Raw genomic sequence first — 25,080 nt, 5'->3', positions numbered from 1 at the left:
GCGGGCACCCGCGTTCAGCCCAGGTAGCGCCGCGCCTTCGACGCCCGTTGGGCCGGTTCCAGGAGGCGCAGGCGGGACTCGACCTCCGGGGGGAGGACGCGGCGTTCGCGGAGGATCCAGGGGAGTGCCGCCGCCGCCTCCGTGAAGGCGAGGAGCGACGTCGAGTCGCGCGGGACCGTGCGGGCCAGGTCGAGGGTGCGGCGCAGGGCGGGGACGACCGGGCGGCGGAGCCAGGTGAACCACAGGGTGTTGCGGATGCCGTGGCGGCGGCGCAGGGTCGCGTCGCGGGCCTCCGAGGCGTGGTGGTGGATGGTGAGGTGGTCGGCGTAGACGAGCCACCAGCCGTCGGCGGCGAGGTCGGCGGCGAGCAGTTCCTCCTCCCCGCCGAGCCACAGCTTGGGGTGGAAGCCGCCCGCCTTACGGAAGGCGTCCGTGCGCAGGACGGTCGCGGCGGCGAGGAAGGAGCCGAGGGCGGGTCCTGGCAGCCACGGCGGTCCCGGCACGGGCGACTCGCGCAGCTCGCGCACGATGGGGTCCTCGGTGCCGTGCGGCTCGACGACGATGCGGGCGGTGACGGAGACGACGGCCGGGTGGCGGTCGAGGAGGTCGGCGGCGCCGGTGAGGGAGCCGGGCGCCCACCAGGAGTCGTCGTCGCAGAAGGCGACGTACGGGGTGGTGACCTCGCCGACCGCGAGGTTGCGGCCGACCGCGCCGAGGTTGCGGCCGGGGCGCAGCAGCCGTGCCTCCGGGTGGTGGCGGGCGACGGCGTCGGCGGTGCCGTCGGTGGAGGCGTTGTCGGTGACGATCACCTCGGGCCGTTCGGGGAGTTCGGCGAGCCGGTCGAGGGTGCGCAGCAGTTCACGGCGGCGGTTGTGGGTGATGACGACGACGGTGGTGCGGAGGTCGGTCATGCGGTGGCCCCTTCCGCTTCCAGCCGCCGGGCGGCGCGCTCCACGTGCGGGGGCAGCGGCCGGCGGGCGCGCAGGGCGGCGGGCAGCAGGGCGAAGGTCTGGCGCAGGGCGCACCGGGCGGTCGTGTCGGCGCGGGCCTCGGCGGCGAGGGCGCCGGTGCGGGCCAGGGCGTGCCGGACGGGGCGGCGCAGCCACGCGGTGAGCACTTCGTTGCGGCGCTGCTGGGCGGGCCGGCCGGGGCGTCCGGAGGTGGCCGGGTGGTGGTGGGCGACGACGTCGGGGCAGTGGGTGACGCCCCAGCCGCGCGCGGCGAGGTCGTAGGCGAGGCAGGTCTCCTCGCCGCCGAAGAACAGCACCCGGTGGAAGCCGCCCGCGTCGAGGTAGGCGGCGCGGCGGACGACGGCGGCGCAGGCGAGGAAGCCGAGCACCTGGACGCCGGGGAGGTCGGTGGCGGGGCCGAGGGGGGAGCGGGCGAGGAGGTCGTTGAGCGGGTCCTCGGCGTTCTCGGGGCCGACGAGGGTGCGGGCGGCGATCAGTCCGAGCCGGGGATGGGCGTCGAACAGGCCTGCGGCGAGGGCGAGCGCGCCGGGCTCCCACCAGGAGTCGTCGTCGGCGAACGCGATGTACGGGGTGTCCAGGGCGCGGGCGCCGTGGTTGCGGGCGAGGGCGCCGTGGTTGCGGGTGAGGGCGAGGACCCGTACGTGGGGGAAGTCCCGGGCGACCATGGCTCGGGTGCCGTCGGTGGAGGCGTTGTCGGCGACGAGGATCTCGGGCCGTTCCGGCAGGTCGGTGAGGTGCCGCAGGGTGACCGCGAGGCGGTCGCGGCGGTTCCGGGTGGCGATGACGACGCCGACGCGGTGTGGGCGGGTCATGGGGCGGGCTCCTCGGGTGCGGGAAGGCGGTGCAGGGCGTCCAGCACCTCGTCGGGGGTGATGCGCAGCAGCGCCGGGCCGGGGCGGCGGGCGTGCGGGTCGCCCTCGGGGCCGTGCCACAGGGCGATGTGCCGGGGGTGCGGGGGCGGGCCCCAGTGGCTCGGCGGGACGGGCCCGAACAGGGTGACGGTGGGCGTGGCGTGGGCGACGGCGAGGTGGGCGACGCCGGTGTCGCCGCTGACGACCGCGCGGGCTCCGGCGATCACGGCGGACAGCCGGTGGAAGGGCAGGCCGCCGGAGAAGACGTCCGTGTCGGGCAGCCGGGCCTCCTTGGCGAGCCGGGCCACGAGGTCGGCCTCGTGCGCGCCCCCGGTGACCACGACGCGCAGCCCCCGGTCGCGGAGGTCGGCGGCGACGGCGGCGTACCGCTCGACGGGCCAGCAACGCGCGGGCGCGCCTGCGCCGGGGTGCAGGACGACCGCGCCGGGGGCGGGCGAGGGGGTGTGCGGGCGGGGCAGCCGCAGGTCGGCGGGGTCGGCGTCGAGGCCGTAGAAGGTCAGCAGCCGGCACCAGCGGTCCCGTTCGTGTTCGTCGCGGTGCCAGGGCGGGCCCTCGATGTCGGGGGTGTCCGGGTGCGCGAAGGCGAACAGCCGGGCGGGGCGCAGGGCGTGGAGGAGGCGGTGGCTGGGCGGGCCGTTGCCGTGGAGGTCGACGGCGACGGCCGGGGGCGGCCCGGTCCAGTCGAGGGTGCGGGGGACGGCCCGGCCGGGCGCGGAGGCGGGCAGCAGCCGGTCGACGGCCCCGGTCGCCTCGGCGACCGGGGCGAGGCCGGCGGGCGCGGCCAGCACGATCTCGTGGCCCGGGAAGCCGCGTCGCAGCGCCCGCAGCGCGGGCACCCCGGCGAGCAGGTCCCCGAGCCCGAGCGCCCGGAGCACGAGCACCCGGGGGGAGCTCATCGCGTGACCTCTTTGAGGAGACGTTCCCAGTCGTCCAGGAAGCGGGGCAGGCCGTAGCGGGCGAGGGCGGCGGCGCGGGCGAGGTCGCCGGTGCGGCGGGCGCCCAGCGGGTCGGCGACGAACTCCCGTACGGCGTCGGTGAGGACGTCGAGCCGGTTGGAGACGACGCCCGCGCCGGGCGGCACCGCCTCGGTGACCTCGGTGGTGGCGAGGGCGACGACGGGCATGCCGAGGTGCATGGCCTCCAGCAGGGAGAGGCCGAGGGAGGTCCAGCGCACCGGGTGGACGTAGACGCGGCGGCGGGCCATCTCGGCGTGCAGGCGGGCCTGGGTGAGTTCGTGGGAGCGGCACCGGTCGGCGGGCAGCCCGAGGTGGGCGGCGAGGCCTTCGGTGCCCATGCCGAACACGTCGAGCGGCGCGGCGGCGGCGAACTGCGGCAGCAGGTCGGTGCCGGTCGTACGGCCGCGCCGCACGGGCTCGTTGACGACGACGGCGGCGTGCGGCAGTTCGCCCGTCCACAGCGGGCCGGGGTCGACGATGCCGTGCTCGATCACCGTCGTGGGGGTGGAACCGGCGTCCCACATGAGCCGGTTGAAGTGGGTGACGTGCACGAGGGTCGCGCCGGGGATGTCCGCCGCGGGGTGCCGGGTGTCGGGGACGTCGCCGTGCGGGGCGTTGTGCTCCAGGTAGACCAGCGGCGGGCGGCGGCGCAGCCAGCGGTCCACCAGGCCGATCTCGTGCGGGCGTTGGAGCACCACCACGTCGACGTCCTGCTCGGCCAGGCGTTCCGGCGGGACCTCGACGACCGTGTCGGGCCAGTCGAAGGTGCGGGCGCGGCCGAGCCCGTCGGGTCCGCGGTCCGGGGTGACGGGGACGACGTAGGTGTGCGGTCCCTGCACGAAGGCCGTGGTCCACGACCCGTGCACATGCCACAGCAGGATCCTCATGCCACCTCCACGAGCTTGTCGACCGCGGCGACGACGTCGAGCGCGGTCACGGTGTCCAGGCAGGGATGGCCCGGTACGGGGCAGCGCCGGGCGCGGCTTCCGGCGCACGGGGCGTCCTGGTCGCCGAGCAGCAGATGGGGCACGCCGTAGGGGCGCCACCGCTCGGCGGGGACGACCGGCGCGAACAGCGACACCACGGGGGTGCCGACGGCGGCGGCGAGATGGGCTGGGCCGGTGTTGCCGGCGACGACGCAGTCGGCCCCGGCGAGCACCCCGGCGAGCCGTGGGGCGTCGGTACGGCCGCCCAGGTCGAGGGCGCGGCCGCCGGCGACGTACGCGGTGAGGTCGCGCTCTCCCGCGCCGCCGGTGACGACGACGCGCCGTCCGGCGGCGGTCAGTTCCCGCACCGCCTGGGCGCAGCGTCCGGGGCTCCAGGCGCGGGCGGGCACGCTGGCGCCGGGGTGGACGACGACGTACGGTCCGTCGCCGGTGAGCGCGCCGACGGCGGGCGGCGGGAGGACCCGCAGCCGGCCGTCGTCGACGCGGGGGAAGCCGGCCGCCTCCGCGAGATCGAGGGCGGCCTCGGCCTCGTGGGCGTGCGGGGCGCGGTGGTGGCGTACGTCGAGGAGGCTGCCGGGGTGGTCCTCGCTGTCGGCGGCGACGAAGGGCACGCCGGCCAGCCGCAGCAGCAGCGCGGTGGGCAGCGGCGACTGGTGGAACGAGGTGAGGACGAGCGCGGCGTCGGCGTCGAGGGACGCGACGAGCTTGTCGATGTCGTCCCGGTCCACGGGCGGCGGCCGGAACCCGGTCCAGGGGGACTCCCAGACGATCACCTGGTCCACGCCGGGCAGCAGCCGCGCCGCGGGCGCCCCGTGCGGTCCGCACAGCAGGGTGACGTGGTCGGCGCGGGCGGCGACGGCGCGTACGGCGGGCCCGGCGAGCAGGACGTCGCCGAAGCTGTCGAGCCGGGTGACGAGGGCTCTCACAGGTACCTCCGGGTCCGGGGCGGCGCCGCGTGGGGGCCGGCCGGCGGGCGCCCGGGGGCCACCCGCGCGTGTTCGGCGTCGGCGTACAGCCCCAGCGCCGGGCCGTCGGGCGTCTCCCACGGCGGGCCGTCGAGGATGAGCCGTACGGCGGCGGGCAGGTCGCGCGCCACGTGCGGGGCGGCGGCGGTCTCCTCGGGGCGGGTGACGGGCGTGGGGACGAGGACGGCGTGCGCGCCGGCCCGGCAGGCGGCCTCGACGTCGGAGCCGATGTCGCCGACGACGACGCAGTCGGCCGGGTCGACGCCGAGCTGCCGGGCGGCGTCGAGGATCATGCCGGGCCGGGGCTTGCGGCAGGGGCAGCCGTCGTCGGGGCCGTGCGGGCAGAAGGCCCGGACGTCGAACGGGCCGAGGAGTTCCTCGACGCGCTTGTTGACGCGCCGGACGTCGGCCTCGGTGAGCAGCCCGCGGGCGACGCCGGACTGGTTGGTGACGACACCGAGGCGGACACCGCGGGCGCGCAGCGCGTCGAGTGCCTCGCGCGCCCCGTCGACGGGGCGTACGCGCTCCGGGGCGGCGTTGTAGGGGACGTCGTGCACCAGGGTGCCGTCGCGGTCGAACAGCACCGCCCGCACGGGGCTCATCGGGCCACCTCCCGCCAGGCGGGGGCGTTCCGGTGGCGCCAGGCGCCGGCCAGGCGGTGCCAGGTCGCGGCCGGCGGGATGACCACGCTGGTGGCGAGCACGGTCGCTACCTCCTCGGGGGTGCGCGGCCCGGGCGCGATACGGGCGCGGGCGAACTCGGCGGTGCCGGCCGCCCATCCCGCCGCGCAGGCCGCGGCGGCTCTGCGGTGTCCGGTGGCGGCGAGCGCGCAGGCGGCGGCGCCGGCGGCGGTGATCGCGGCGTGGCGGCGGATGCGGCCGCGCGGCGAGACGGCCCGCTCCCACCAGTCGGGGCCGTGCAGCCGCCGCATCAGGGCGTCGTCGGCGTGGCCGCGCTGCTTGCCCACCGACGCCCAGCGGGAGGCGGGGCGCACGGGGTGCAGGGTGGTGCGGCGGCCCCGGCGGATGCGCCAGCCGGAGTCGAGGAGCCGCAGCGCCAGGTCGGCGTCCTCGCGGTGCGCGCGGGGGAAGCGTTCGTCGAAGCCTCCGGCCCGGCGGAGGACCCCGGTGCGGTAGGCCATGTCGGCGCTGATCCAGCGGGCGCGGGCCAGTCCCGCGGTGCCGCGTTCCCAGTCGGTGGGGCGCCGTCCGCCGGGCAGCGGCACGGTGATGACGCCGGGCACACCCGCGGTGTCGGGCGTCGCCTCGTCGAGGTCCCGCCGGAGCTGGGCGCACCAGTGCGGCCCGACCTGGACGTCGTCGTCGAGGAACACCACCCAGGGCTCGGTGACGGCGCGCAGTCCGGTGTTGCGGGCGGCGGCGGGGCCGCGGGCCTCTCCCGGCAGCACGGTGGTGCGGGCACGGAGGTCGCCGAGGACGCTCAGCGCGTGCTCCAGCGGCTCCGGGTCGGGCACGGGCGTGGCGGGGCGGTCGTCGACGAGGACGATGCGCTCCGGGCGCGGCCCGCGCGCGGCGGCCAGCGCGGCGAGGCAGTCGGGGAGGCAGTCGGGGAGGCAGTCCCGCACCAGGGTGGGGACCACGACGGCGTAGGGCGTCATCCCGGCGCCCTTCCTCCGCACCCGGCGTACGGCCCGCGCGGGCGCGGGCCCGCGGGGGTGGGGCGGCGCTCGGGGTACGGGGCGTGGTCACCGGGGTCGTGCATGGGGAGTGGGCTCCGTCCCTGCGTCGGGCGAGTACTGCGGGGAGCGGGTGCCGCGCCCGACCCGCGTCAAACGGTTGGACACGGCTCGCCCCGCTCCGTGCGTGTATGCGGCGCTCTGCACCAGCGTGCACCGAGACGGAGAGGGGCGCAGGTCGGAGGGCGGGACGGGCCGGATGGTTGCCCGGCCGTCCGGTGACGACTCTCACAGGGCCGGATCACCCGGACGGAGGCACGCGACAGCGGACTATAAACCCAGCGTATAGACCGTGTGTACAGTCCGCGCATGCCTTTTCCGAACAGGAAGACGACGAGAAGAGGGGCCGCGTTCCGCACCCTTGCGGCCGGGGCCGTGGTGGCAGCGCTCGCGCTGACCGGGTGCACCCGCGTGCAGTCGACCGCACCCAGCGCCGTCCGCGCGACCGACGTGCAGGCGCGGTTCGGGGCCGTGGACTGCCGCGAGGCCAAGTGCGTAGCGCTGACGTTCGACGCGGGGCCGAGCGAGCACTCCGCGCGGCTGCTCGACATCCTCGATGAGGAGCGGGTCCCGGCGACCTTCTTCCTCCTCGGCAAGCGGCACATCGACACGTACCCGGAGCTGGTGCGGCGGATGGCCGACGAGGGGCACGAGGTGGCGAGCCACACCTGGACCCACCGCATCCTCACGGAGCTGGAGCCGGACGAGATACGCGAGGAGCTGGAGCGCACCAACGACGCGATAGAGCGCCTCACCGGCCGCCGCCCCACCCTGATGCGCCCGCCGCAGGGCCGCACGAACGACACGGTGCACGACATCAGCCGCGAGCTGGGGCTGTCGGAGGTGCTGTGGAGCGTGACGGCGAAGGACTACACGACGACCGACCCGGACCTGATCACGCGCCGGGTCCTCGCCCAGTCCTCCCGCGACGGCATCATCCTGCTGCACGACCTCTACGACGGCACCGTGCCCGCCGTGCCGGGCGTCATCGACGCGCTGAAGAAGCGGGGGTACGTCTTCGTGACGGTCCCGCAGCTGCTCGCGCCGGGGAAGGCGGAGCCGGGCGCGGTGTACCGGTGAGGGCGGGGAGGGGCTCCTAGGATCGGGCCGTGGCCACCTTCGAGCTCCAGCGCACCGTGCCCCTGCCTCCCGCCGAGGCCTGGCGCCGGGTCACCACCTGGCCCCGGCACGGCGAGGTGGTCCCGCTGACCCGGATCACCGTCACCACTCCCCCGCCCACCGGCGAGGGCACCCGGTTCACCGCCCGCACGGGCACGGTCCCGCTCGGCTTCGACGACCCGATGGAGGTCACGGTGTGGCGGCCCCCGGTGGGCGACTCCGCAGGGTTCTGCCGGCTGGAGAAGCGCGGGCGGACGGTCATGGGGTGGGCGGAGATCGAGGTGCACGCGCGTCCCGGCGGACGCAGCCGGGTGGTGTGGCGGGAGGACGTCCGCGTGCGTTTCCTCCCGGCCGCGTGCGACGGGCTGCTGGCGCGGGCGGGACGCGTGATGTTCGGGCGGGCGACGGACCGGCTGCTGCGGCGGGGGTGACCTCCGCCGCAGCGTGGGTGCCCCGTAAAAGCAGTCGCGTCCCCCGGCGCGGGGCCACTACGGTCCCGGTGGCAATCCGGACAGCGACCCGACGACGGGAAGGCCTGGCATGGGCACCGAGGGCATACGGACCGACCGCTTGAGCATGCTGCTGGAGCAGTTCGACAAGGCGACGGACATGGCCCGTGCGCGCCTGTCGGGGCTCGGCGACGAGGAGTACCTCTGGGAGCCGGTGCCCGGCTGCTGGTCGATCCGGCCCCGCGGCGAGGCGGTGACGCCCAGGGCCTTCGGACCCGGCGCGTGGGTGCTCGACCTGGGCGACCCGGACATCCCCGCGTCCGAGTACGCGGAAGTGGCCCGGCAGGCGGCCTCCGGGATGAGCGTCGAGAAGATCGCCGAGGACTGGAGCGTGAGCGTGGCGCGGGTCGAGGAGGTCCTCGCCCACACCGGGGAACCGGAGCCCGACGACACCCCGCTCACCACGATCGCGTGGCGGCTGGGGCATCTGCACCACGAGTTCGCGGGCGGCTGGGAGTGGGCCTTCGGGGAGAAGCGGCAGGACCCGAAGCAGATGGTCGACTTCACGCCCTCCGCCGCCGTCGCGCTGGAGCGGTTCTGGGAGACCGTCGACCGGTGGCGGACCGCCATCGGCGGCGTCACCGAGGAGCAGCTCGACACGGTGGGCTTCTCGCAGTACCCCTACGGTTCCGACCCCGACGACCCGTTCGTCGGCGTGATCGCGGGAGCCAACCTGGAGTTCGTCCACCACATGGCGGAGATCGCGCTGCTGCGCGACCTGTGGCGGGTCCGGCACGCGCTGTCGGGGCGCTGACGTACGGGCTTCCGCTCAGGCCACCGAGCCGATGGTGCGGGCCGGGGCCGGGGTGTCGTGGTGGATGGGGGTGTGCGCGCCCGCGAGGGCGACGCCCGTGCCGCCTCTGCGGGCGGCGACGATCTCCGCCGCGATGGACAGCGCCGTCTCCTCCGGGGTACGGGCGCCCAGGTCGAGGCCGATCGGGGACCTGAGGCGGGCCAGCTCCAGCTCGGTCACGCCGGCCTCGCGCAGGCGCGCGTTGCGGTCGAGGTGGGTGCGGCGGGAGCCCATCGCGCCCACGTAGGCCACCGGCAGACGCAGCGCCAGCTCCAGCAGCGGTACGTCGAACTTGGCGTCGTGGGTGAGGACGCACAGCACCGTGCGGGCGTCGACCTCCGTGCGGGCCAGGTACTCGTGCGGCCACTCCACGACGATCTCGTCCGCCTCCGGGAAGCGCGCCCGGGTCGCGAACACCGGCCGCGCGTCGCACACGGTCACGTGGTGGCCGAGGAACTTGCCGACCCGCACCAGCGCCGCCGCGAAGTCGATCGCGCCGAACACGATCATCCGGGGCGGCGGCACCGACGACTCGACCAGCACGGTGACCGGCTCCCCGCAGCGCGAGCCCTCCTCGCCTGTCTCCACCGTGCCGGTGCGGCCCGCCTCCAGGAAGGCTCGCGCCTCGGCGACGACCGTGCGGTCCAGCTCCGGGTGCGCGCCGAATCCGCCCTCGTACGAGCCGTCGGGGAGGACGGTGAGCGCGCGGCCGCGCAGGTGCTCGGGGCCCTCGACGACGCGGGCGAGCGCCGCCGCCCGCCCGCCGGCCGCCGCGGCGAGCGCGGAGGCCAGCACGGGGCGGGCGGGGTCGGACACCCGTACGGGGGTGACCATCACGTCGATGATCCCGCCGCAGGTGAGGCCGACGGCGAAGGCGTCCTCGTCGCTGTAGCCGAACCGCTCGAGGACGGTCACGCCGTCCTCGAGGGCCCGTACGCACAGCTCGTACACCGCGCCCTCCACGCACCCGCCGGAGACCGAGCCGACCGCCGTGCCGTCGGCGTCGACCGCCAGCGCGGCGCCGGCCCCGCGGGGCGCGCTGCCGCCGACGGCCACCACGGTGGCTACGGCGAAGTCACGGCCCTCGGCGGCCCACCGGTGAAGCTCCTCGGCGATGTCCAGCATGTCTCGCTCTCCTCAACTGCGGTGACGGCTGCGGTGACGTGGAAGACAGGGTGGCCCTTTCAGCGCACCCCGAGCCAGCCCTCGATCGGCGCGAGGGCGAAGAACACCAGGAAGACCAGGGCCAGTCCCCACATGAACGGTCCGACCTCCCGCGCCTTCCCCTGCCCCGCCTTGATGGCGACGTACGAGACGACGCCGGCGGCCACGCCCGCGGTGATCGAGTAGGTGAACGGCATGACCACCACGGTCAGGAACACCGGGATCGCGGTGGCGCGGTCGGCCCAGTCGACGTGGCGGGCGTTCGACATCATCATCGCGCCGATCACCACCAGCGCCGCGGCGGCCACCTCGCCCGGCACGATCGCCGTCAGCGGGGTGAAGAACAGACACGCGGCGAAGAACAGCCCGGTGACGACGGAGGACAGTCCGGTACGGGCGCCCTCGCCCACGCCGGTCGCGGACTCGACGAACACCGTCTGGCCGGACGCGCCCGCCACTCCGCCGATCGCGCCGCCGGCGCCGTCGATGAACAGCGCCTTCGACAGGCCCGGCATCCTGCCCTTGTCGTCGGCGAGCTTCGCCTCCGTGCCGACGCCGATGATGGTCGCCATCGCGTCGAAGAACCCGGCCAGGACCAGGGTGAACACGATCATCCCGACGGTCATCGCGCCGACCTCGCCCCAGCCGCCGAACTCGACGTGCCCGAAGAGCGAGAAGTCCGGCATCGACACCGCGCCGCCCTTCAGCTCGGGCGGGCCGCTCGCCCACTGCTTGGGGTCGATCACGCCGAACGCGTTGAGCACGACGGCGAGTACGGTGCCGCCGACGATGCCGATGAGGATGGCGCCGGGGATCCCTCGGGCCTGCAGCACGAAGACGGCGAGCAGGGTGATCGCGAACAACAGGACCGGCCAGCCCGCCAGTTCGCCCGACGGGCCGAGGGTGACCGGGGTGGACTCGCCCTGGTGGACGAACCCGGCCTTGTAGAAGCCGATCAGGGCGATGAACAGGCCGATGCCCATGGTGATCGCGTGCTTCAGGGCCAGCGGGATGGCGTTCATGATCATCTCGCGGAGGCCGGTGACGACCAGCAGCATGATGACCACCCCGTACATCACGCACATGCCCATCGCCTGAGGCCAGGTCATCTCCGGGGCGACCTGGGAGGCGAGGACGCCCGACACGGACAGGCCGGCGGCCAGGGCGAGGGGGACCTTGCCGAAGAAGCCCATGAGGAGGGTGGATACGGCGGCGGCGAAGGCGGTGGCGGTGATGAGGGCGGTGGGGGCGAGGGTGTTCCCCGCCGCGTCCTTGCCCGAGAGGATCAGGGGGTTGAGGAGGAGGATGTACGCCATCGCCATGAAGGTGGTGGTGCCGCCCCGGAGTTCGCGGGCGAGGGTCGATCCCCTGCGGGTGATGTGGAAGTAGCGGTCGAGCCAGGGGGCGTTGCCGGAAACGGGGGTTTCCGGATCCCGGTTCTCGGGGGTGGTGGGGTTGAGTGACTGTTGGGTCATGGTGGCCTGCTCCCAAGGTTCATAGGGGCACCCGGTCCCCCTGCGGGGGGGCGTCGGGATTTGGGGAGGTGCACGACCCGGGGGACGGCCCGAGACGAACGAGGTGGTGCCGGGGCGGGGGTGAGTGGGTACCTGCCTGCCCGGCGGGGGTGCCGCTGCGCCCACCCGTGCCGCCCCAAGCGGCACGACTGCCCGCAGCGGCGGCACGGTGCGCTCTCAGCGACCAGAGCGATCGCACGCCTTCAGGGGCGCGGGGAACTGCGCGACCAGCCACGGACTGCCCGCACCCGGCGTTACGCCGTGCCCGTCAGGTGCTCCGGCCGGACCGGCGTTCTGTTGAGCTCCAACCCCGTCGCCGCCCGGATCGCCGCCAGCACCGCCGGTGTCGACGACAACGTCGGAGCCTCACCGATCCCGCGAAGCCCGTACGGCGCGTGGTCGTCGGCGAGTTCCAGGACGTCGACCGGAATCGTCGGCGTGTCGAGGATCGTCGGAATCAGATAGTCCGTGAAGGACGGATTCCGCACCTTCGCCGTCGTCGGGTCGACCAGGATCTCCTCCATGACCGCCACACCCAGCCCCTGGGTGGTGCCACCCTGGATCTGGCCGACCACCGACAACGGGTTCAGCGCCTTGCCGACATCCTGCGCGCAGGCCAGCTCGATCACCTTCACCAGCCCCAGCTCCGTGTCGACCTCGACGACCGCCCGGTGCGCGGCGAACGAGTACTGGACGTGGCCGTTGCCCTGGCCGGTGCGCAGGTCGAAGGGCTCGGTGGGGCGGTGGCGCCACTCCTCCTCGACCTCGACGGCCTCGTCGCCGAGGACGTCCACCAGGTCCGCGAGGACCTCGCCGCCGTCGGTGACGACCTTGCCGCCCTCCAGCAGGAGTTCGGCGTGCGCCCAGGCGGGGTGGTAGGAGCCCAGCTTGCGCCGGCCCAGTTCGAGGACCTTCTCGCGGACCAGCTCGCAGGCGTGCTTGATCGCGCCGCCGGTGACGTACGTCTGGCGGGACGCGGACGTCGAACCGGCCGAGCCGACCCGGGTGTCGGCCGGGTGGATCGTCACCTGGGTGACGCCCAGCTCGGTGCGGGCGATCTGGGCGTGGACGGTGACGCCGCCCTGCCCGACCTCGGCCATCGCGGTGTGCACGGTGGCGACGGGTTCGCCGCCGACGACCTCCATGCGGACGCGGGCGGTGGAGTAGTCGTCGAAGCCCTCGGAGAAGCCGACGTTCTTGATGCCGACCGCGTAGCCGACACCGCGGACGACGCCCTCGCCGTGCGTGGTGTTGGACAGTCCGCCGGGGAGCTGGCGTACGTCCGCGCCCTCGCTGGACTCCCACTGGCGCTCGGGCGGCATGGGCATCGCCTTGACGCGGCGCAGGAGTTCGGCGACCGGCGCCGGCGAGTCGACGGGCTGGCCGGTGGGCAGGAGGGTGCCCTGCTCCATGGCGTTGCGCTGCCGCAGCTCCACCGGGTCCATGCCGAGCCGCGCCGCCAGCTTGTCCATCTGCGCCTCGTAGGCGAAGCACGCCTGGACCGCGCCGAAGCCGCGCATCGCGCCGCAGGGCGGGTTGTTGGTGTAGAGGGCGATCGCCTCGATGTCGACGTCGTCCACGGCGTACGGCCCGACCCCGAGCGAGGAGGCGTTGCCGACGACGGCCGGGGAGGCGGAGGCGTACGCGCCGCCGTCGAGGACGATGCGCGCCTTGACGTGGGTCAGCTTGCCGTCGGCGGTGGCGCCGTGCTCGTAGTACAGCTTGGCGGGGTGGCGGTGGACGTGGCCGAAGAAGGACTCGAAGCGGTTGTAGACGATCTTGACGGGCTTGCCGGTGCGCAGGGCGAGCAGGCAGGCGTGGATCTGCATGGACAGGTCCTCGCGCCCGCCGAACGCGCCGCCCACGCCGGCCAGCGTCATCCGCACCTTGTCCTCGGGAAGGCCCAGGACGGGCGCGATCTGGCGCAGGTCGGAGTGGAGCCACTGGGTGGCGATGTAGAGGTGGACGCCGCCGTCCTCCTCGGGCACGGCGAGCCCGGACTCGGGGCCGAGGAAGGCCTGGTCCTGCATGCCGAAGGTGTACTCGCCCTCCACGATCACGTCGGCGCGCCCGCGGGCGGCGGCGACGTCGCCGCGCACGATGGGCTGGCGGTGCACGATGTTGGGGTGCGGGACGTGCCCGGCGTGGTGGTCGTCGCGGTGCTCGTGGACGAGGACCGCGTCGGGGGCGGTCGCGGACGCCTCGTCGGTGATGACGGGCAGTTCGCGGTACTCGACCCTGATCTTCGCGGCGGCGCGGCGGGCCGTCTCGGGATGGTCGGCGGCGACGATCGCGACGGGCTCGCCGTGGTGGCGGACCTTGCCGTGGGCGAGGACCGGGGTGTCCCGGATCTCCAGACCGTAGTGCTTCACCTCGGCGGGCAGGTCGTCGTACGTCATGACGGCGTACACGCCCGGGGTGGCGAGGGCCTCCGCGGTGTCGATGGAGACGATCTCGGCGTGGGCGACGGTGGAGCGCAGGATCTGGCCCCAGAGCATGTCCTCGTGCCACATGTCGGAGGAGTACGCGAACTCGCCGGTGACCTTGAGGGTGCCGTCGGGGCGGAGGGTGGACTCGCCGATGCCGCCCTTGGTGCCGGAACCTTGTGTGATCTTCGTGGGAACGCCGTTCGTGGGCATGCTCAGACCCCCTCTGACTGGCGGGCGGCCGCGAGGCGGACCGCGTCCATGATCTTCTCGTAGCCGGTGCAGCGGCAGAGGTTGCCGGAGAGCGCCTCGCGGATGTCCGCGTCGGACGGGTTGGGGTTGCGCTCCAGCATCTCGTCGGCGGCCACCAGCAGTCCGGGCGTGCAGAAGCCGCACTGGACGGCGCCGGCGTCGATGAACGCCTGCTGCACGGGAGAGAGTTCGCCGCCCTCGCCGGTCTGCGAGTCGGCGCCGTCGGGCTTCCACGCCTTGGCCTCGTCGAGGGAGGTGCCGCAGGAGCCGCCGGACTCGCCGCAGCCGCGGGCGCGCTGCCGGGCGTGGTCGGCGAGGCCCTCCACGGTGACGACCTCGCGGCCCTCGGCCTGTCCGGCGGCGACCAGACAGGAGCACACGGGCACCCCGTCGAGCCGTACGGTGCAGGAGCCGCACTCGCCCTGTTCGCAGGCGTTCTTGGAGCCGGGCAGGCCGAGGCGCTCGCGCAGGACGTAGAGGAGGGACTCGCCCTCCCAGACGTCGTCGGCCTGCTGGGGGCGTCCGTTGACGGTGAAGTGGACACGCATTACGCGGCTCCCTCCGTGGTGCGGTGGGCGCCGCGGTACGACTCCCAGGTCCAGGCCAGGGTGCGGCGGGCCATCACGCCGACCGCGTGACGGCGGTAGCTCGCGGTGCCGCGCACGTCGTCGATGGGGTTGCAGGCGGCGGCGCACAGATCGGCGAACTGCTTCGCCACGGACGGGGTGACGATCTTCCCGTTGTCCCAGAAGCCGCCCTCCTCCAGGGCCGCGTTGAGGAAGTCCTCGGCGGCCTTCGCGCGGATCGGGGTCGGGGCGGCGGAGCCGATGCCGGTGCGGACCGTGCGCGTCTCCGGGTGCAGGGCGAGGCCGAAGGCGCACACGGCGATCACCATGGCGTTGCGGGTGCCGACCTTGGAGTACTGCTGCGGTCCGTCCGCCTTCTTGACGTGGACGGCGCGGATCAGCTCGTCGGGCGCGAGCGCGTTGCGCTTCACGCCGGTGTAGAAGCCGTCGATCGGGATGCGGCGGGAGCCGCGTACGGACTCCACCTCGACCTCGGCGCCGGCCGCGAGCAGGGCGGGGTGGGCGTCTCCGGCCGGGGAGGCGGTGCCGAGGTTGCCGCCGACGCCGCCGCGGTTGCGGATCTGCGGGGAGGCGACCGTGTGGGAGGCGAGGGCGAGGCCCGGCAGCTCGGGGCGGAGGTGCTCCATGATCTGCGCGTAGGGGACGGAGGCGCCGAGCCGTACGGTGTCGTCGCCCACCTCCCATTCGTAGAGATCACCGATGCGGGTGAGGTCCATCAGGTACTCGGGACGGCGGTGGTCGAAGTTGATCTCGACCATCACGTCGGTGCCGCCCGCGATCGGCACAGCGGTGGGGTGCTCGGCCTTCGCGGCGAGCGCCTCCTCCCAGCTGGCGGGGCGAAGGAAGTCCATGACCGGCTCTCTTCTTCGTCTCGAGGGGCGTACAGATTGAGCCAATCCGTGTGCGGCGGGCCCGGCTCTTTCCTGCGGTGTTCACGTGGAGTGCGTTCAGTACACCGCCGCCTACTCCGCCCGGGTCAGTCACGGAAACCATGAAGGAGTTGGCTGGCCAACGCGGGCATCTTGTAGATTCGTATGAACGGAGAGGCCCAGTAACCGTCCGGTCTTCCTCCAGTAACGCGGGGAGCGATCGGGGGCCGGCGGAGCATGTCCGCAGGCCAGTCCCGCGGGCCTCTCCCGACCCACCCTTCACCCTCCCCACGGGTACCGACACCCGTACGGGCACCGAGACAAGGAACGGCGGCGACGAGAATGCGGCTGCGCGCACTGCTGGACACCGACGCGCTGGGCCTGAGGCTGCTCGGCGGGGAGGACGAGCTCGACCGCAGTGTCCGCGGGGTGATGACCACCGACCTGCGCGACCCCAGCCGCTATCTGTCCGGCGGCGAGCTGGTGCTGACCGGACTGGCCTGGCGCCGCGACGCCGCCGACTCCGAGCCGTTCGTACGGATTCTCGTGCAGGCCGGGGTGGCCGCGCTGGCCGCGGGCGAGGCGGAGCTGGGGGACGTCCCCGACGACCTGGTCGTGGCGTGCGCCCGGCACCGGCTGCCGCTGTTCGCGGTGCACGAGTCGGTGGCCTTCGCGACCGTCACCGAGCACGTCGTACGGCAGGTGTCCGGCGAGCGCGCCGGGGACCTGGCGGCCGTGGTGGACCGGCACCGGCGGATGATGACCTCGGGCCCGGCGGGCGGCGGCCCCGACGTGGTGCTCGACCTGCTCGGCTCCGACCTGGACCTGCGCGCCTGGGTGCTCTCCCCCACCGGCCGGCTGATCGCGGCGCCCAAGGAGACCGCGGGGGCGCGCGGCACCCTGCCCGCGCTGGCCCCCGAGGCGTGCGCGCGGCTCGCGGCGGAGCATCTGGCGGCCGTGCGGACCGGGCGGCGCGGTCCGCACCGGGTGGTGCTGGACCGCACGACGTACAGCCTCTTCCCGGTGCGGGGCAGCGGGCACGGTCCGTCCTCGGAGCCGGCGGACCCGCGCGAGACGATGCTCGCGGACTGGCTGCTGGCGGTCGAGGCGGATGCCGGGGACTGGGCCGAGGAGCGGCTGGACCTGCTCCAGGGCGTCACCCAGCTGATCGCCGTGGAGCGGGACCGGCGGGACGCGGCGCGCACCGTGCGGCGGCGGCTCGCGCAGGAGGTGCTGGAACTGGTGCAGACGGGCGCCGCGCCCGCGGAGATCGCCGCGCGTCTGCGGGTGGCCGCGCCGGTGCTGCTGCCCGGTCTCGGGACCGCGCCGCACTGGCAGGTCGTGGTCGCCCGGGTCGAGTGGGAGGACGGGCGCGGCGACGCCGGGCCGGTCACGCAGGCGCTGCTCGAGGAGATCCTGGTCGACCCGGCGTCGACCGGACCCGAGCCGTCCGACCGGATCGCGGTGGCGCACACCGGCGACGAGGCGGTCGCGCTGGTCCCGCTGCCCTCGGTGACCGACGAGCACGACGAGGCGGGGCCCGGCGTACTGGCCGACGCGCTGCTGGAGTCCGTACGGGGGCCGCTGACGGCGGGCCTCGACGGCGACGGACGGCTCACGGTCGGCGTGTCCGCGGCGGTGCACTCGGCGGAGGGGCTGCGCGGCGCGCTGGAGGAGGCCCGGCACGCGCGCCGGGTCGCCGCGGCACGCCCCGGCCGGGTCTGCGCGGCCGGACACCAGGAACTGGCCTCGCACGTACTCCTGCTGCCGTTCGTGCCGGACGACGTGCGGCGCGCGTTCACCGCCCGGCTGCTGGACCCGCTGCGCGAGTACGACCGCCGGCACCGCGCCGAGCTGATCCCCACGCTGGAGGCGTTCCTCGACTGCGACGGCTCCTGGACCCGCTGCGCCACCCGCCTCCACCTGCACGTCAACACGCTGCGCTACCGCGTCGGCCGCATCGAGCAGTTGACGGGGCGTGACCTGTCGCGGCTGGAGGACAAGCTGGACTTCTTCCTGGCGTTGCGGATGAGCTGATCACCGGGTCGCGGGCACAACGCCCTCAGGGGCACGCAACGCCCTCAGGGGCGCGGGGAACTGCGCGACCAGCCACGACCGGCCCGCACCCGGCACACGACGGCTCCACCCGCCGGGGCGCCGCCCTCCCCGATCCGGCCCAAGGGCCGGACTCCGCGGTTCCGTCCCACTCCCCACGACTTTGTGAAATCCTTCACCCGCCCTCTTGGCCGGGCCCGGTGGTTCGTGCTGAGATGCGGCCACCACTCAACAGCTCGATGGCGTGCTCGGGGAGGGCAACGTGGCGCATACCGCCATGTCCGGTGACGGAACGACCGCCGAAGACGATCCCCTCCAGACGGCGGTGTGGCGGCTCCGCTCCCGCGCCTGCTGGGTGGACGCGGCCGCACTGCTCACCCCCGCCACCCCCCAGCCCGCCCTGCAGCGGGCGTCGCTGCTGGTGGAGCGGTGTCTGTACACCGAGGCGGGGTGGGAGGACGCGGAGGACGCGCTCCGTACGGCGGAGGCGCTCGCGCACACCGACGACGAGCGGGGCGCGGCCGCTTGTGAACGCGGGTACTTGGCCTACGCGGCCACGCTGTTCCAGGTCCGGGACCGGGCCGACGAGGCGCGTGCCGCACTGGGCCGGGCCGCCGCGCTGATCGCGCCGGGCGCGCCGGGGCGGCCGCTGCTGGATCTCCGGCGCGGGCTGATCGCGGAGAACCTCACCCGCTCCCCGCAGGCCGCCCGCGCCGCGTACCGGCGGGCCCACGCGGGCGCCACCGCCCACGCCGACCCGCTGCTGCTGTCCGCCACCTGGCGCCACCTCGCCGGACTCGCCCTGCGCGAGGGCGAGCTGACGGAGGCCCGGCACGGGTTCGCCGAGTCGCTGCGGATCCGGGAGGAGCTGGGGTACCTGGTCGGCACGGCGCCGGCGCTGGTGTCCCTGGCGGACACGGAGACGGAACCGGAGGCCTCCCGCCTCCGCGAGGAGGCCCGCCGCCTCTTCCGCCTCCTGGGCGGAGTCCCCACCTGGCTGTCCGACCGCCTGTCTCCTCCGGAAGCGGACGCGGCGACGGCGTGAGACCCGTGACGGGTGCCTCGTTCGGGTGAACCCGGGGTGCGGCTCAGGGGGGTCGGGAGGGGTGTCGGACGGGGCCCCTCCTACTCCGCCCCGTTGAAGTGCTCCCCCACCAGCGCCCGCACCACGTCCAGGTCGCCCGCGATCAACGCGTCCAGCAGGGCCGTGTGTTCGTGGGCGTCCGCGATGAGTTCGGCGCGGGTGCCTCCACCGGGGGCGTTGCCGCCGACCAGGGGCCACTGGGCGCGGCGGTGCAACTCCTCGGCCACGCCGACCAGTTGCTGGTTGCCCGCGAGGGCGAGGACCGCGCTGTGGAAGGCGCGGTCGGCCTCGGCGTACGTGGCGCGGCAGCCGGAGGACGCGGCGCGGACGGTGGCCTCGGCGAGCGGGCGCAGTCCGGCCCACCGCTCGGCCGGCACCGTACGGGCCAGCCGAAGCATCACCGGCACCTCGATCAGCGCGCGCACCTCCGCCAGCTCGGCCAGTTCCCGCTCGCTGCGCTCGACGACCCGGAAGCCCCGGTTGGGCACGACCTCGACCGCGCCCTCCTGGGCGAGCTGCTGCATGGCCTCGCGGACGGGCGTGGCGGAGACGCCGAAGCGCTCGGCCAGCGCGGGCCCCGAGTAGACCTCGCCGGGCCGCAGGTCGCCGGTGACGAGCGCGCTGCGCAGGGCGGCGAGGATCTGGCCGCGTACGGACGACCGCTGGACGGCGGGCCGGGGGCGGGGAAGGACGGGCTCGCCGTGGGTGTGCTCGCCGCGCGCGGCCCCCCCGACGGCGGCGCCGGCGTCGCGGCGCCGGTCCGCGTCCCCGGCGGCCGGCTGGGCGGGCACCCGGTAGCGGCTCCGCGCAGTCCTGGCGGCGGCCTCGGCGACCGCGGCCGCCTCGCCCGTCGTCGTCCCGGCGGAGCCCTGCGTGCCCTGCTTCACAAGGTCCTCCTGGCGGACGTGTCGGTACTTGGGGTCATTACGGCGGGTTGGCACCCGCGCGTCAAGCACCATAGGCGCATCGGACGCCAGTTCACATCTCCGCGATGTTGGGTAAGGTGAGGCTTACCTTGTATTGCCCGGCTCCACGAGACGTGAAGGGGTGGTCCCATGGCCGTGCCCGGTTCGGCCGTCGCGGACGCGTACGCCCGCCTGGCGGAGGCCTTCCCCGCCCTCGCCGTCACCGAGCTCGGCGCGGGAGAGGCGGCCCCCCGGGGCGGCGGCTGGGTCACCGCCACCGACCTCGCCGCAGGCGGGGACGGGCTGGACGCCTACCTCGCCTGGGACGACACGCAGGTGCGGCGGGACTACGGACAGCAGGGCCGCCCGGACGTCATCGCGAGCTTCGGTCTGCACCGGTACGCCTGGCCGGCCTGTCTGCTGATCACCGTGCCATGGTTCCTGCACCGCCGGGTCCCGCGCTACCCCGTGACGCACGTCTCGTTCGACCGCACCGCCCCCGGCCTCGCCGTGGGCCGCATGGCCGTACGCCCCGCCGGCTTCGCCTGTCTGCCGGACGACCCGGCCGCCGCCCTGCCCGGCGCGCGCGTCGTGCACGGCGAGGAGGCGCTGCGGGCGGAGGTGCGCGCGGCGGTCGCCGAACACCTGGAGCCGGTGCTGGCCGGATTCGGCCCCCGGATGCGCCGGCGCGGCCGTGCCCTGTGGGGCATGGCGACCGACGAGATCGTCGAGAGCCTCTGGTACGTCGCCGGGCTGCTCGGCGAGGAGGAGCGCGCCCTGCGCGAGCTGGAGCTGCTGCTGCCGGGCGCGACGAAGCCGTACGTCGGCGCGGCGACGTTCCGCAGGCCGTCCGGGCCGGGCGGGGAGCCGGCCGCCGCCACCCGGGAGCGGGTGAGCTGCTGCATGTTCTACACGCTGCGCCCGGCGGACGTCTGCGCCACCTGCCCGCGCACCTGCGCCAAGGAGCGGACCGCGGTGCGCGCCCCCGAGCGGGAGAAAGAGCTGGTCGGGAAGGCCAGTTGACGAGGGGTCAGAGCAAGACGGAGCGGCCGGACGGCGTAAGATCGTCCGGCCGCTCCGCCGTGGCGTCCGGCCGCGCCCGGCCGTCCAGGTCACGAGCACTTCACAATTTCCTCACCGCCCGCAGGAAGTGTCCGCGGAACCACCCGTACGGGTAGTCTTATTCGAACTCAACTCCCGCCCCTCATGCGGCAGTTCGAGCAGAAAGCCGCCCAGGGCACCCCCCTCGCACTTCGATGGCGGCCTCTTGCCCCGAAACCCCCTGAGGGCCGCCGGGATTGGGCCACTATGGCGGGCGTTACGCCCTATCCCAATGCAAGGGACCCCTAGATGAGACTGACCGACATATCGCTGAACTGGCTGCTTCCGGGCGCCGTGCTGCTCCTGGGCATGCTGGCGGCGGTGGCGGTGCTGGCGCGCGGCAAGCGCTCCTCGGTCAAGGACACGAGCGCCGACGACTCGTGGGAGCGCAGCGAGGAGCGCCGCAGGCGCAAGGAGGCCCTCTACGGCACCGTCTCCTACGTGCTGCTGTTCTGCTGCGCGGCGGTGGCCGCCGCCCTGTCCTTCCACGGCCTGGTCGGCTTCGGTGAGCAGAACCTCGGCCTGTCCGACGGGTGGCAGTACCTCGTCCCCTTCGGCCTGGACGGCGCGGCGATGTTCTGCTCGGTGCTCGCCGTGCGCGAGGCCAGCCACGGTGACGCGGCCCTCGGCTCGCGGATACTCGTGTGGACGTTCGCCTTCGCCGCGGCCTGGTTCAACTGGGTCCACGCGCCGCGCGGCGTCGGCCACGCGGGCGCCCCGCACTTCTTCGCGGGCATGTCCCTGTCCGCCGCGGTCCTCTTCGACCGCGCGCTGAAGCAGACCCGTCGCGCCGCGCTGCGGGAACAGGGCCTGGTGCCGCGGCCGCTGCCGCAGATCCGCATCGTCCGCTGGCTGCGCGCTCCCCGGGAGACCTACCGCGCCTGGTCGCTGATGCTGCTGGAGGGCGTGCGCAGCCTCGACGAGGCGGTCGAAGAGGTCCGCGAGGACAAACTCCGCAAGGAGCAGGAGAAGCGGCGCCGGCGCGACCAGGAGCGCATGGAGCGGGCCCGTCTGAAGGCGATCAGCCGCGGTCACCGCGGGTTCGGCGGCCGCGGCGGCGGGCGCGAGCTGGAGGCCACGGTCGAGCGGGACTCCGACGTGGTCGCCGCGGAGCCTGCCATAGCGGCGCCGGAGGCCCTGCCCGCCCCCGCCCCGCGTCCCTCCCTGCAGCCGGTCCGCCGCTCCGGCGGTGAGGCGCGGACGGTCGACCTCACGGCCGAGGACGACACCCAGGCGCTGCCGCGTCTGGACAGCCTGGAGCGCAAACTCAAGGACCTGGAGCAGCAGTTCGGCTGATCCGTCAGCCTGGACCGACGGCGCGGCGCGGCGTGGGGGACGCGGTGGTGAACCGCCTCCCTCACGCCGCGTCGGCGTCCGTGTCCGTCTCCGCTTCCGTCTCCGGGCCGAGGGCGAACCAGACGGACTTGCCCACGCCGTGCCGTCGGACGCCCCAGGAGTCTGCCAGCGAATCCACCAGCACCAGACCCCGCCCGTTCGTGGTCTCGTTGCCCGTCCGCGGACGTGGCAGGGGCTCGCGGGCGGTGAAGTCCCGTACCTCCACGCGCAGTCCCCAGGGGCCGACGTCCGCAGTGAGGACCGCGTCGCGGTCGGTGTGGACGAGGGCGTTGGTCACGAGTTCACTGGTGAGCAGTTCCGCGACCGCGGACCGCTCCGGATCACAGCGGTGGCGTAACAGCTCGCGCAGGGCGCGGCGGGACTCGGCCACCGCCCGCAGATCCGCACGCCCCAGCGTGCGCCTCAGCCGATCCGCCGAAGCCTGACGTCTCATGACCCCCGCCCGCGTGCCGATGCCGATTCCCCCACCTGCTCGAACACCTACACGGGAATGCTTGCCCGGTCGTTCACACGGCAGTCATGCGGAGCGGCTGTGACGCGTTGTTGGCCGAAGTGCAACGGCCACACAATCGTGTGCGGGGCCGTCCTCCCGACCCCCGTGGCGAGAGGACGACCCCGGCTGTCACACGGTGGTCGTGGACCTCAGGAACCTCAGTAGAGCTTGGTGACCGCCTTCTTCGCGGTCTTCTTGAAGGCGGCGAGCGGGGCGTCGTCGAAGTCGCCCATCTGGCCCCAGCCGACGACGGTCACGGTGCGGCCGTCGCGCCCCACGGACAGCAGGTTGACGTCCGTGGCCCCGTACGACGTCTCGGTGTGCAGGCCGTGCACCGTCGCCCCCTCCTCGACGGGCAGCGTGCCGAAGAAGCGGCCCTCGGCCTCGATCTCCGGGTAGAGCCGCTCCAGCCGGGCCGCGCAGCCGCGGATCTCCTTGTTCAGCCGGTCGGCCAGGGCCTTGCCCTTCGCCGGGGACCCGGTCACCACGGTGACCTGCACGGCGCTGGTGTCCAGCTCGGTGTGGAAGAGGCGGTGCCGGTAGTCGTACGCGGGCACGCCCTCGCCCAGGCAGTACGCGAGCTGCTCCGGGAAGCCGTCGGTGACCGGGCCGGCGGTCCAGCCGGTCGGGTGCGGGGGCAGCTCGGACGCCGCGAGGAACCGGGGCGCGGCCTTCGTCTGTGCCGACGCGTTCTGCTGTGCGGCCTCGCCCGGCGCGGCGCCGGCCTGTGCGGTGGCGGCCGCGCCCACGGCGAGCGCGGTGGCGGTGAGCGCGGCGAGCGCCGCGACACGGGTACGGACGGACATGGGTGACCCCCGTGGGATGGCGTGGTGGAATGGACGACACGTGCGCCGCGACGGCCGGGAGGTCTGTCCGGGCCGTCGGGGCGGTTCGCCGTGGTCAGAGCATCCGCCGTCGCGGACGACCGGCGCAAGCGTCGCCGCCCGATTCCCCGGCATGGAACCGTCCCAGCCCGTGTGACGTGCAGGGATACAGGGTGCCTGGGACGGACCGGGACGCCCGGGCGAGGCGGACTCGGGCACGTTCGGACGAGTGACGGGGAGACGGAACCGGTGTCGGCACAGGACGAGGTGACTCAGTTCGCGGCGCTGCTGCGGGAGCTGAAGGGCCGTACGGACCGCAGCTACGGCCAGTTGGCCCGCCGCCTCCAGATGAACACCTCGACGCTGCACCGCTACTGCGCCGGAGACGCGGTCCCGGTCGACTTCGCCCCGGTCGAACGCTTCGCCGCCCTGTGCGGAGCGACCGACGCGGAACGCCTCCAACTGCACCGCCTGTGGCTCCGCGCGGCGGAGGCACGGCGCCGGCCACGGGGTGGGGAGACCCCGGAGACGCCCCAGGGGCCGGAGGCCTCGTCCGGGACATCAGAGGGTGAGCAACCGGGTTCCTCCCCAGCGATCGGTTCCGGCCACTCCGAGGAGCCTGGCCCGGACGATACCCACGCCGTCAGCGGGCCCGTGGGGCACAACCGGGGCCCCAGTCGGGGGCGTTGGCGGCGCAAGCGTGTCGTCGTGGCCGGCGCTGCCATGTGCGCCGTGCTCGCCACCGTCGGGAGTCTGTCGTTCCTGCCGGAGGACCGGGGGACGGTGTCCGGGAGCGGGGCCGTCGGGGCCGCGGAGGAAACCGACGAGAGCGGCGCAGGGAACGGCGCGGGCCCCGCGCGGTCCGTCGCGCCCACCGGCTCCCCCTCCCCGTCGAAGGTGTCCTCCCCCTCCGCCCGCCACGGCGACAACGGCACCGCGTCCAGGGCGCCGGCCCCCGCTGACTCCCCCACCGCCCCGGACAACGCGCCCGCAGCGCCGGTGCCCCTCACCTGGTCGGTGGACGACCACGCCTGGGCGTACGGCTGCGGCCACGACTACGTGGTGGCGAAGCCGCCCGCCCAGGTGCCTCCGCCGCCCGCCCCTCAGGACGCCAGGACGTGGGCGGCCACGCAGAGTGCCGTGCACGGCAAGGAGACGCTGGTGGAGCTGTCGGTGCAGGGGACGTCCGACACGGCCGTCGTCCTCACGGCGCTGCGCGTGCGGGTGGCAGGCCGTTCGGCGCCCGCGCCCGGCAACGCGTACGCGATGGACCAGGGCTGCGGCGGCGCGCTGACCCCGCGCTACTTCGACGTGGACCTGGACAAGGACCGGCCGATCGCCCGCGCGGTCGCCGGGAACGACGCGGGGACGCCGATGCCGGCGGTGCGGATGCCGTACCGGGTGTCCGCGACGGACCCCGAGGTGCTGATGATCACGGCCCGTACCGAGGGCTGCGACTGCCGCTGGCACCTGGAGCTGGACTGGTCCTCGCAGGGCCGCACCGGCACGGTGCGGATCGACGACCGGGGCCGTCCCTTCCGCACCAGTGCCGTCGCGGGCCTGCCGCACTACGAGTACGACACCCTGAACCGCACCTGGAGGGCCCGGAGCGGCTGAACGCG

General features: G+C 74.7%; 23 protein-coding genes. 8 read left to right on the top strand and 15 right to left on the bottom strand.

Going from position 1 to position 25,080, the window contains the following annotated elements:
• Positions 1–14: 14 nt before the first annotated feature.
• Genes ACQY0Z_RS24980 through ACQY0Z_RS24950 form a run of 7 tightly spaced genes read right to left on the bottom strand, consistent with a single transcriptional unit; the run spans position 15 to position 6,329 of the window.
• The gene (locus ACQY0Z_RS24980; protein ID WP_189899045.1) at positions 15–911 is read right to left on the bottom strand and encodes a glycosyltransferase family 2 protein; all 897 of its coding nucleotides are present in this window, start codon (positions 909–911) and stop codon (positions 15–17) included.
• A complete protein-coding gene (locus tag ACQY0Z_RS24975; RefSeq protein WP_254588601.1) occupies positions 908–1,783 on the bottom strand; it encodes a glycosyltransferase family 2 protein in 876 nt (291 codons plus the stop codon). Before ACQY0Z_RS24975 ends, ACQY0Z_RS24980 begins: the two co-directional genes overlap by 4 nt.
• The gene (locus tag ACQY0Z_RS24970; RefSeq protein ID WP_381730038.1) at positions 1,780–2,739 is read right to left on the bottom strand and encodes a glycosyltransferase family 9 protein; all 960 of its coding nucleotides are present in this window, start codon (positions 2,737–2,739) and stop codon (positions 1,780–1,782) included. Before ACQY0Z_RS24970 ends, ACQY0Z_RS24975 begins: the two co-directional genes overlap by 4 nt.
• Positions 2,736–3,686 (bottom strand): glycosyltransferase, encoded by a 951-nt coding sequence (locus ACQY0Z_RS24965; RefSeq protein ID WP_189899051.1) that lies wholly within the window; start codon positions 3,684–3,686, stop codon positions 2,736–2,738. The genes ACQY0Z_RS24970 and ACQY0Z_RS24965 overlap by 4 nt, the downstream gene beginning before the upstream one ends.
• Complete coding sequence (locus ACQY0Z_RS24960) at positions 3,683–4,672, bottom strand: glycosyltransferase family 9 protein (protein ID WP_189899053.1); 990 nt, start codon at positions 4,670–4,672, stop codon at positions 3,683–3,685. Before ACQY0Z_RS24960 ends, ACQY0Z_RS24965 begins: the two co-directional genes overlap by 4 nt.
• Positions 4,669–5,313, bottom strand: a complete 645-nt coding sequence (locus tag ACQY0Z_RS24955; protein ID WP_189899055.1) for a D-glycero-alpha-D-manno-heptose-1,7-bisphosphate 7-phosphatase — start codon at positions 5,311–5,313, stop codon at positions 4,669–4,671. The genes ACQY0Z_RS24960 and ACQY0Z_RS24955 overlap by 4 nt, the downstream gene beginning before the upstream one ends.
• Positions 5,310–6,329 carry a glycosyltransferase family 2 protein gene (locus tag ACQY0Z_RS24950; RefSeq protein WP_439812834.1) on the bottom strand — a complete coding sequence of 340 codons (1,020 nt, stop codon included), beginning with the start codon at positions 6,327–6,329 and terminating at the stop codon, positions 5,310–5,312. The genes ACQY0Z_RS24955 and ACQY0Z_RS24950 overlap by 4 nt, the downstream gene beginning before the upstream one ends.
• A gap of 387 nt (positions 6,330–6,716) precedes the next feature.
• On the opposite strand from ACQY0Z_RS24950, the gene ACQY0Z_RS24945 reads away from it, so the two are divergent.
• The 3 genes from ACQY0Z_RS24945 to ACQY0Z_RS24935 all read left to right on the top strand — a co-directional run bounded on the left by ACQY0Z_RS24945 (position 6,717) and on the right by ACQY0Z_RS24935 (position 8,789).
• Positions 6,717–7,487, top strand: coding sequence for a polysaccharide deacetylase family protein (locus ACQY0Z_RS24945; RefSeq protein WP_439812833.1), 771 nt, complete (start codon positions 6,717–6,719; stop codon positions 7,485–7,487).
• 29 nt (positions 7,488–7,516) lie between these two features.
• On the top strand, positions 7,517–7,957 hold the full coding sequence (locus tag ACQY0Z_RS24940; protein ID WP_439812832.1) for an SRPBCC family protein: 441 nt from the start codon (positions 7,517–7,519) through the stop codon (positions 7,955–7,957).
• A gap of 109 nt (positions 7,958–8,066) precedes the next feature.
• A complete protein-coding gene (locus ACQY0Z_RS24935) occupies positions 8,067–8,789 on the top strand; it encodes a DinB family protein (RefSeq protein ID WP_347225486.1) in 723 nt (240 codons plus the stop codon).
• A 15-nt stretch (positions 8,790–8,804) separates the two neighbouring features.
• On the opposite strand, the gene ACQY0Z_RS24930 is transcribed toward ACQY0Z_RS24935, so the two are convergent.
• The 5 genes from ACQY0Z_RS24930 to ACQY0Z_RS24910 form a co-directional block, all read right to left on the bottom strand.
• A complete protein-coding gene (locus ACQY0Z_RS24930) occupies positions 8,805–9,953 on the bottom strand; it encodes an XdhC family protein (protein WP_254587527.1) in 1,149 nt (382 codons plus the stop codon).
• A gap of 59 nt (positions 9,954–10,012) precedes the next feature.
• Entirely contained in the window at positions 10,013–11,467 is a 1,455-nt protein-coding gene (locus tag ACQY0Z_RS24925; protein ID WP_254587526.1) for an NCS2 family permease, read from the bottom strand.
• Positions 11,468–11,760: 293 nt separating this feature from the next.
• Complete coding sequence (locus tag ACQY0Z_RS24920) at positions 11,761–14,145, bottom strand: xanthine dehydrogenase family protein molybdopterin-binding subunit (RefSeq protein ID WP_189899065.1); 2,385 nt, start codon at positions 14,143–14,145, stop codon at positions 11,761–11,763.
• Positions 14,146–14,147: 2 nt separating this feature from the next.
• Entirely contained in the window at positions 14,148–14,732 is a 585-nt protein-coding gene (locus ACQY0Z_RS24915; protein WP_254587525.1) for a (2Fe-2S)-binding protein, read from the bottom strand.
• A complete protein-coding gene (locus ACQY0Z_RS24910; protein WP_439812831.1) occupies positions 14,732–15,622 on the bottom strand; it encodes an FAD binding domain-containing protein in 891 nt (296 codons plus the stop codon). Before ACQY0Z_RS24910 ends, ACQY0Z_RS24915 begins: the two co-directional genes overlap by 1 nt.
• 360 nt (positions 15,623–15,982) lie before the next feature.
• Between ACQY0Z_RS24910 and ACQY0Z_RS24905 the strand changes: the two genes are divergently transcribed.
• On the top strand, positions 15,983–17,677 hold the full coding sequence (locus ACQY0Z_RS24905) for a PucR family transcriptional regulator (protein WP_439812830.1): 1,695 nt from the start codon (positions 15,983–15,985) through the stop codon (positions 17,675–17,677).
• 295 nt (positions 17,678–17,972) lie between these two features.
• A complete protein-coding gene (locus ACQY0Z_RS24900) occupies positions 17,973–18,740 on the top strand; it encodes a hypothetical protein (protein WP_439813380.1) in 768 nt (255 codons plus the stop codon).
• 80 nt (positions 18,741–18,820) lie between these two features.
• Here the strand turns inward: ACQY0Z_RS24900 and ACQY0Z_RS24895 are convergent, their stop codons facing one another.
• Positions 18,821–19,666, bottom strand: a complete 846-nt coding sequence (locus ACQY0Z_RS24895) for a GntR family transcriptional regulator (RefSeq protein WP_254587523.1) — start codon at positions 19,664–19,666, stop codon at positions 18,821–18,823.
• Positions 19,667–19,834: 168 nt separating this feature from the next.
• Here ACQY0Z_RS24895 and ACQY0Z_RS24890 point away from each other — a divergent pair, with 168 nt between their 5' ends.
• Both ACQY0Z_RS24890 and ACQY0Z_RS24885 read left to right on the top strand, forming a co-directional pair.
• Positions 19,835–20,707, top strand: a complete 873-nt coding sequence (locus tag ACQY0Z_RS24890) for a (2Fe-2S)-binding protein (RefSeq protein ID WP_439812829.1) — start codon at positions 19,835–19,837, stop codon at positions 20,705–20,707.
• 327 nt (positions 20,708–21,034) lie between these two features.
• Positions 21,035–22,081, top strand: coding sequence for a DUF2637 domain-containing protein (locus ACQY0Z_RS24885; protein ID WP_189899073.1), 1,047 nt, complete (start codon positions 21,035–21,037; stop codon positions 22,079–22,081).
• A gap of 61 nt (positions 22,082–22,142) precedes the next feature.
• Here the strand turns inward: ACQY0Z_RS24885 and ACQY0Z_RS24880 are convergent, their stop codons facing one another.
• Both ACQY0Z_RS24880 and ACQY0Z_RS24875 read right to left on the bottom strand, forming a co-directional pair.
• Positions 22,143–22,574 carry an ATP-binding protein gene (locus tag ACQY0Z_RS24880; protein WP_439812828.1) on the bottom strand — a complete coding sequence of 144 codons (432 nt, stop codon included), beginning with the start codon at positions 22,572–22,574 and terminating at the stop codon, positions 22,143–22,145.
• Between the two features lie 218 nt (positions 22,575–22,792).
• Positions 22,793–23,440 (bottom strand): hypothetical protein, encoded by a 648-nt coding sequence (locus tag ACQY0Z_RS24875; RefSeq protein ID WP_381726535.1) that lies wholly within the window; start codon positions 23,438–23,440, stop codon positions 22,793–22,795.
• Between the two features lie 267 nt (positions 23,441–23,707).
• On the opposite strand from ACQY0Z_RS24875, the gene ACQY0Z_RS24870 reads away from it, so the two are divergent.
• Positions 23,708–25,075 carry a helix-turn-helix domain-containing protein gene (locus tag ACQY0Z_RS24870; RefSeq protein ID WP_439812827.1) on the top strand — a complete coding sequence of 456 codons (1,368 nt, stop codon included), beginning with the start codon at positions 23,708–23,710 and terminating at the stop codon, positions 25,073–25,075.
• Positions 25,076–25,080: the final 5 nt, after the last annotated feature.

Source organism: Streptomyces sp. P9-2 (genome assembly GCF_051903975.1).
In the GTDB taxonomy this organism is placed as follows: domain Bacteria; phylum Actinomycetota; class Actinomycetes; order Streptomycetales; family Streptomycetaceae; genus Streptomyces; species Streptomyces cellulosae.
Note: the sequence above shows the minus strand (reverse complement) of the source record. Positions and strands in the feature narration are given on the sequence as shown.

What these genes read in the sequence shown, in the direction of transcription:
- ACQY0Z_RS24945 (WP_439812833.1), top strand. Translation starts at nt 6,717, where the DNA reads ATGCCTTTTCCGAACAGGAAGACGACGAGAAGAGGGGCCGCGTTCCGC.
- ACQY0Z_RS24905 (WP_439812830.1), top strand. Translation starts at nt 15,983, where the DNA reads ATGCGGCTGCGCGCACTGCTGGACACCGACGCGCTGGGCCTGAGGCTG.
- ACQY0Z_RS24875 (WP_381726535.1), bottom strand. Translation starts at nt 23,440, where the DNA reads ATGTCCGTCCGTACCCGTGTCGCGGCGCTCGCCGCGCTCACCGCCACC.
- ACQY0Z_RS24885 (WP_189899073.1), top strand. Translation starts at nt 21,035, where the DNA reads ATGAGACTGACCGACATATCGCTGAACTGGCTGCTTCCGGGCGCCGTG.
- ACQY0Z_RS24965 (WP_189899051.1), bottom strand. Translation starts at nt 3,686, where the DNA reads ATGAGGATCCTGCTGTGGCATGTGCACGGGTCGTGGACCACGGCCTTC.
- ACQY0Z_RS24880 (WP_439812828.1), bottom strand. Translation starts at nt 22,574, where the DNA reads ATGAGACGTCAGGCTTCGGCGGATCGGCTGAGGCGCACGCTGGGGCGT.
- ACQY0Z_RS24915 (WP_254587525.1), bottom strand. Translation starts at nt 14,732, where the DNA reads ATGCGTGTCCACTTCACCGTCAACGGACGCCCCCAGCAGGCCGACGAC.
- ACQY0Z_RS24910 (WP_439812831.1), bottom strand. Translation starts at nt 15,622, where the DNA reads ATGGACTTCCTTCGCCCCGCCAGCTGGGAGGAGGCGCTCGCCGCGAAG.
- ACQY0Z_RS24980 (WP_189899045.1), bottom strand. Translation starts at nt 911, where the DNA reads ATGACCGACCTCCGCACCACCGTCGTCGTCATCACCCACAACCGCCGC.
- ACQY0Z_RS24900 (WP_439813380.1), top strand. Translation starts at nt 17,973, where the DNA reads ATGTCCGGTGACGGAACGACCGCCGAAGACGATCCCCTCCAGACGGCG.
- ACQY0Z_RS24920 (WP_189899065.1), bottom strand. Translation starts at nt 14,145, where the DNA reads ATGCCCACGAACGGCGTTCCCACGAAGATCACACAAGGTTCCGGCACC.
- ACQY0Z_RS24950 (WP_439812834.1), bottom strand. Translation starts at nt 6,329, where the DNA reads ATGACGCCCTACGCCGTCGTGGTCCCCACCCTGGTGCGGGACTGCCTC.
- ACQY0Z_RS24935 (WP_347225486.1), top strand. Translation starts at nt 8,067, where the DNA reads ATGGGCACCGAGGGCATACGGACCGACCGCTTGAGCATGCTGCTGGAG.
- ACQY0Z_RS24970 (WP_381730038.1), bottom strand. Translation starts at nt 2,739, where the DNA reads ATGAGCTCCCCCCGGGTGCTCGTGCTCCGGGCGCTCGGGCTCGGGGAC.
- ACQY0Z_RS24890 (WP_439812829.1), top strand. Translation starts at nt 19,835, where the DNA reads ATGGCCGTGCCCGGTTCGGCCGTCGCGGACGCGTACGCCCGCCTGGCG.
- ACQY0Z_RS24975 (WP_254588601.1), bottom strand. Translation starts at nt 1,783, where the DNA reads ATGACCCGCCCACACCGCGTCGGCGTCGTCATCGCCACCCGGAACCGC.
- ACQY0Z_RS24955 (WP_189899055.1), bottom strand. Translation starts at nt 5,313, where the DNA reads ATGAGCCCCGTGCGGGCGGTGCTGTTCGACCGCGACGGCACCCTGGTG.
- ACQY0Z_RS24925 (WP_254587526.1), bottom strand. Translation starts at nt 11,467, where the DNA reads ATGACCCAACAGTCACTCAACCCCACCACCCCCGAGAACCGGGATCCG.
- ACQY0Z_RS24930 (WP_254587527.1), bottom strand. Translation starts at nt 9,953, where the DNA reads ATGCTGGACATCGCCGAGGAGCTTCACCGGTGGGCCGCCGAGGGCCGT.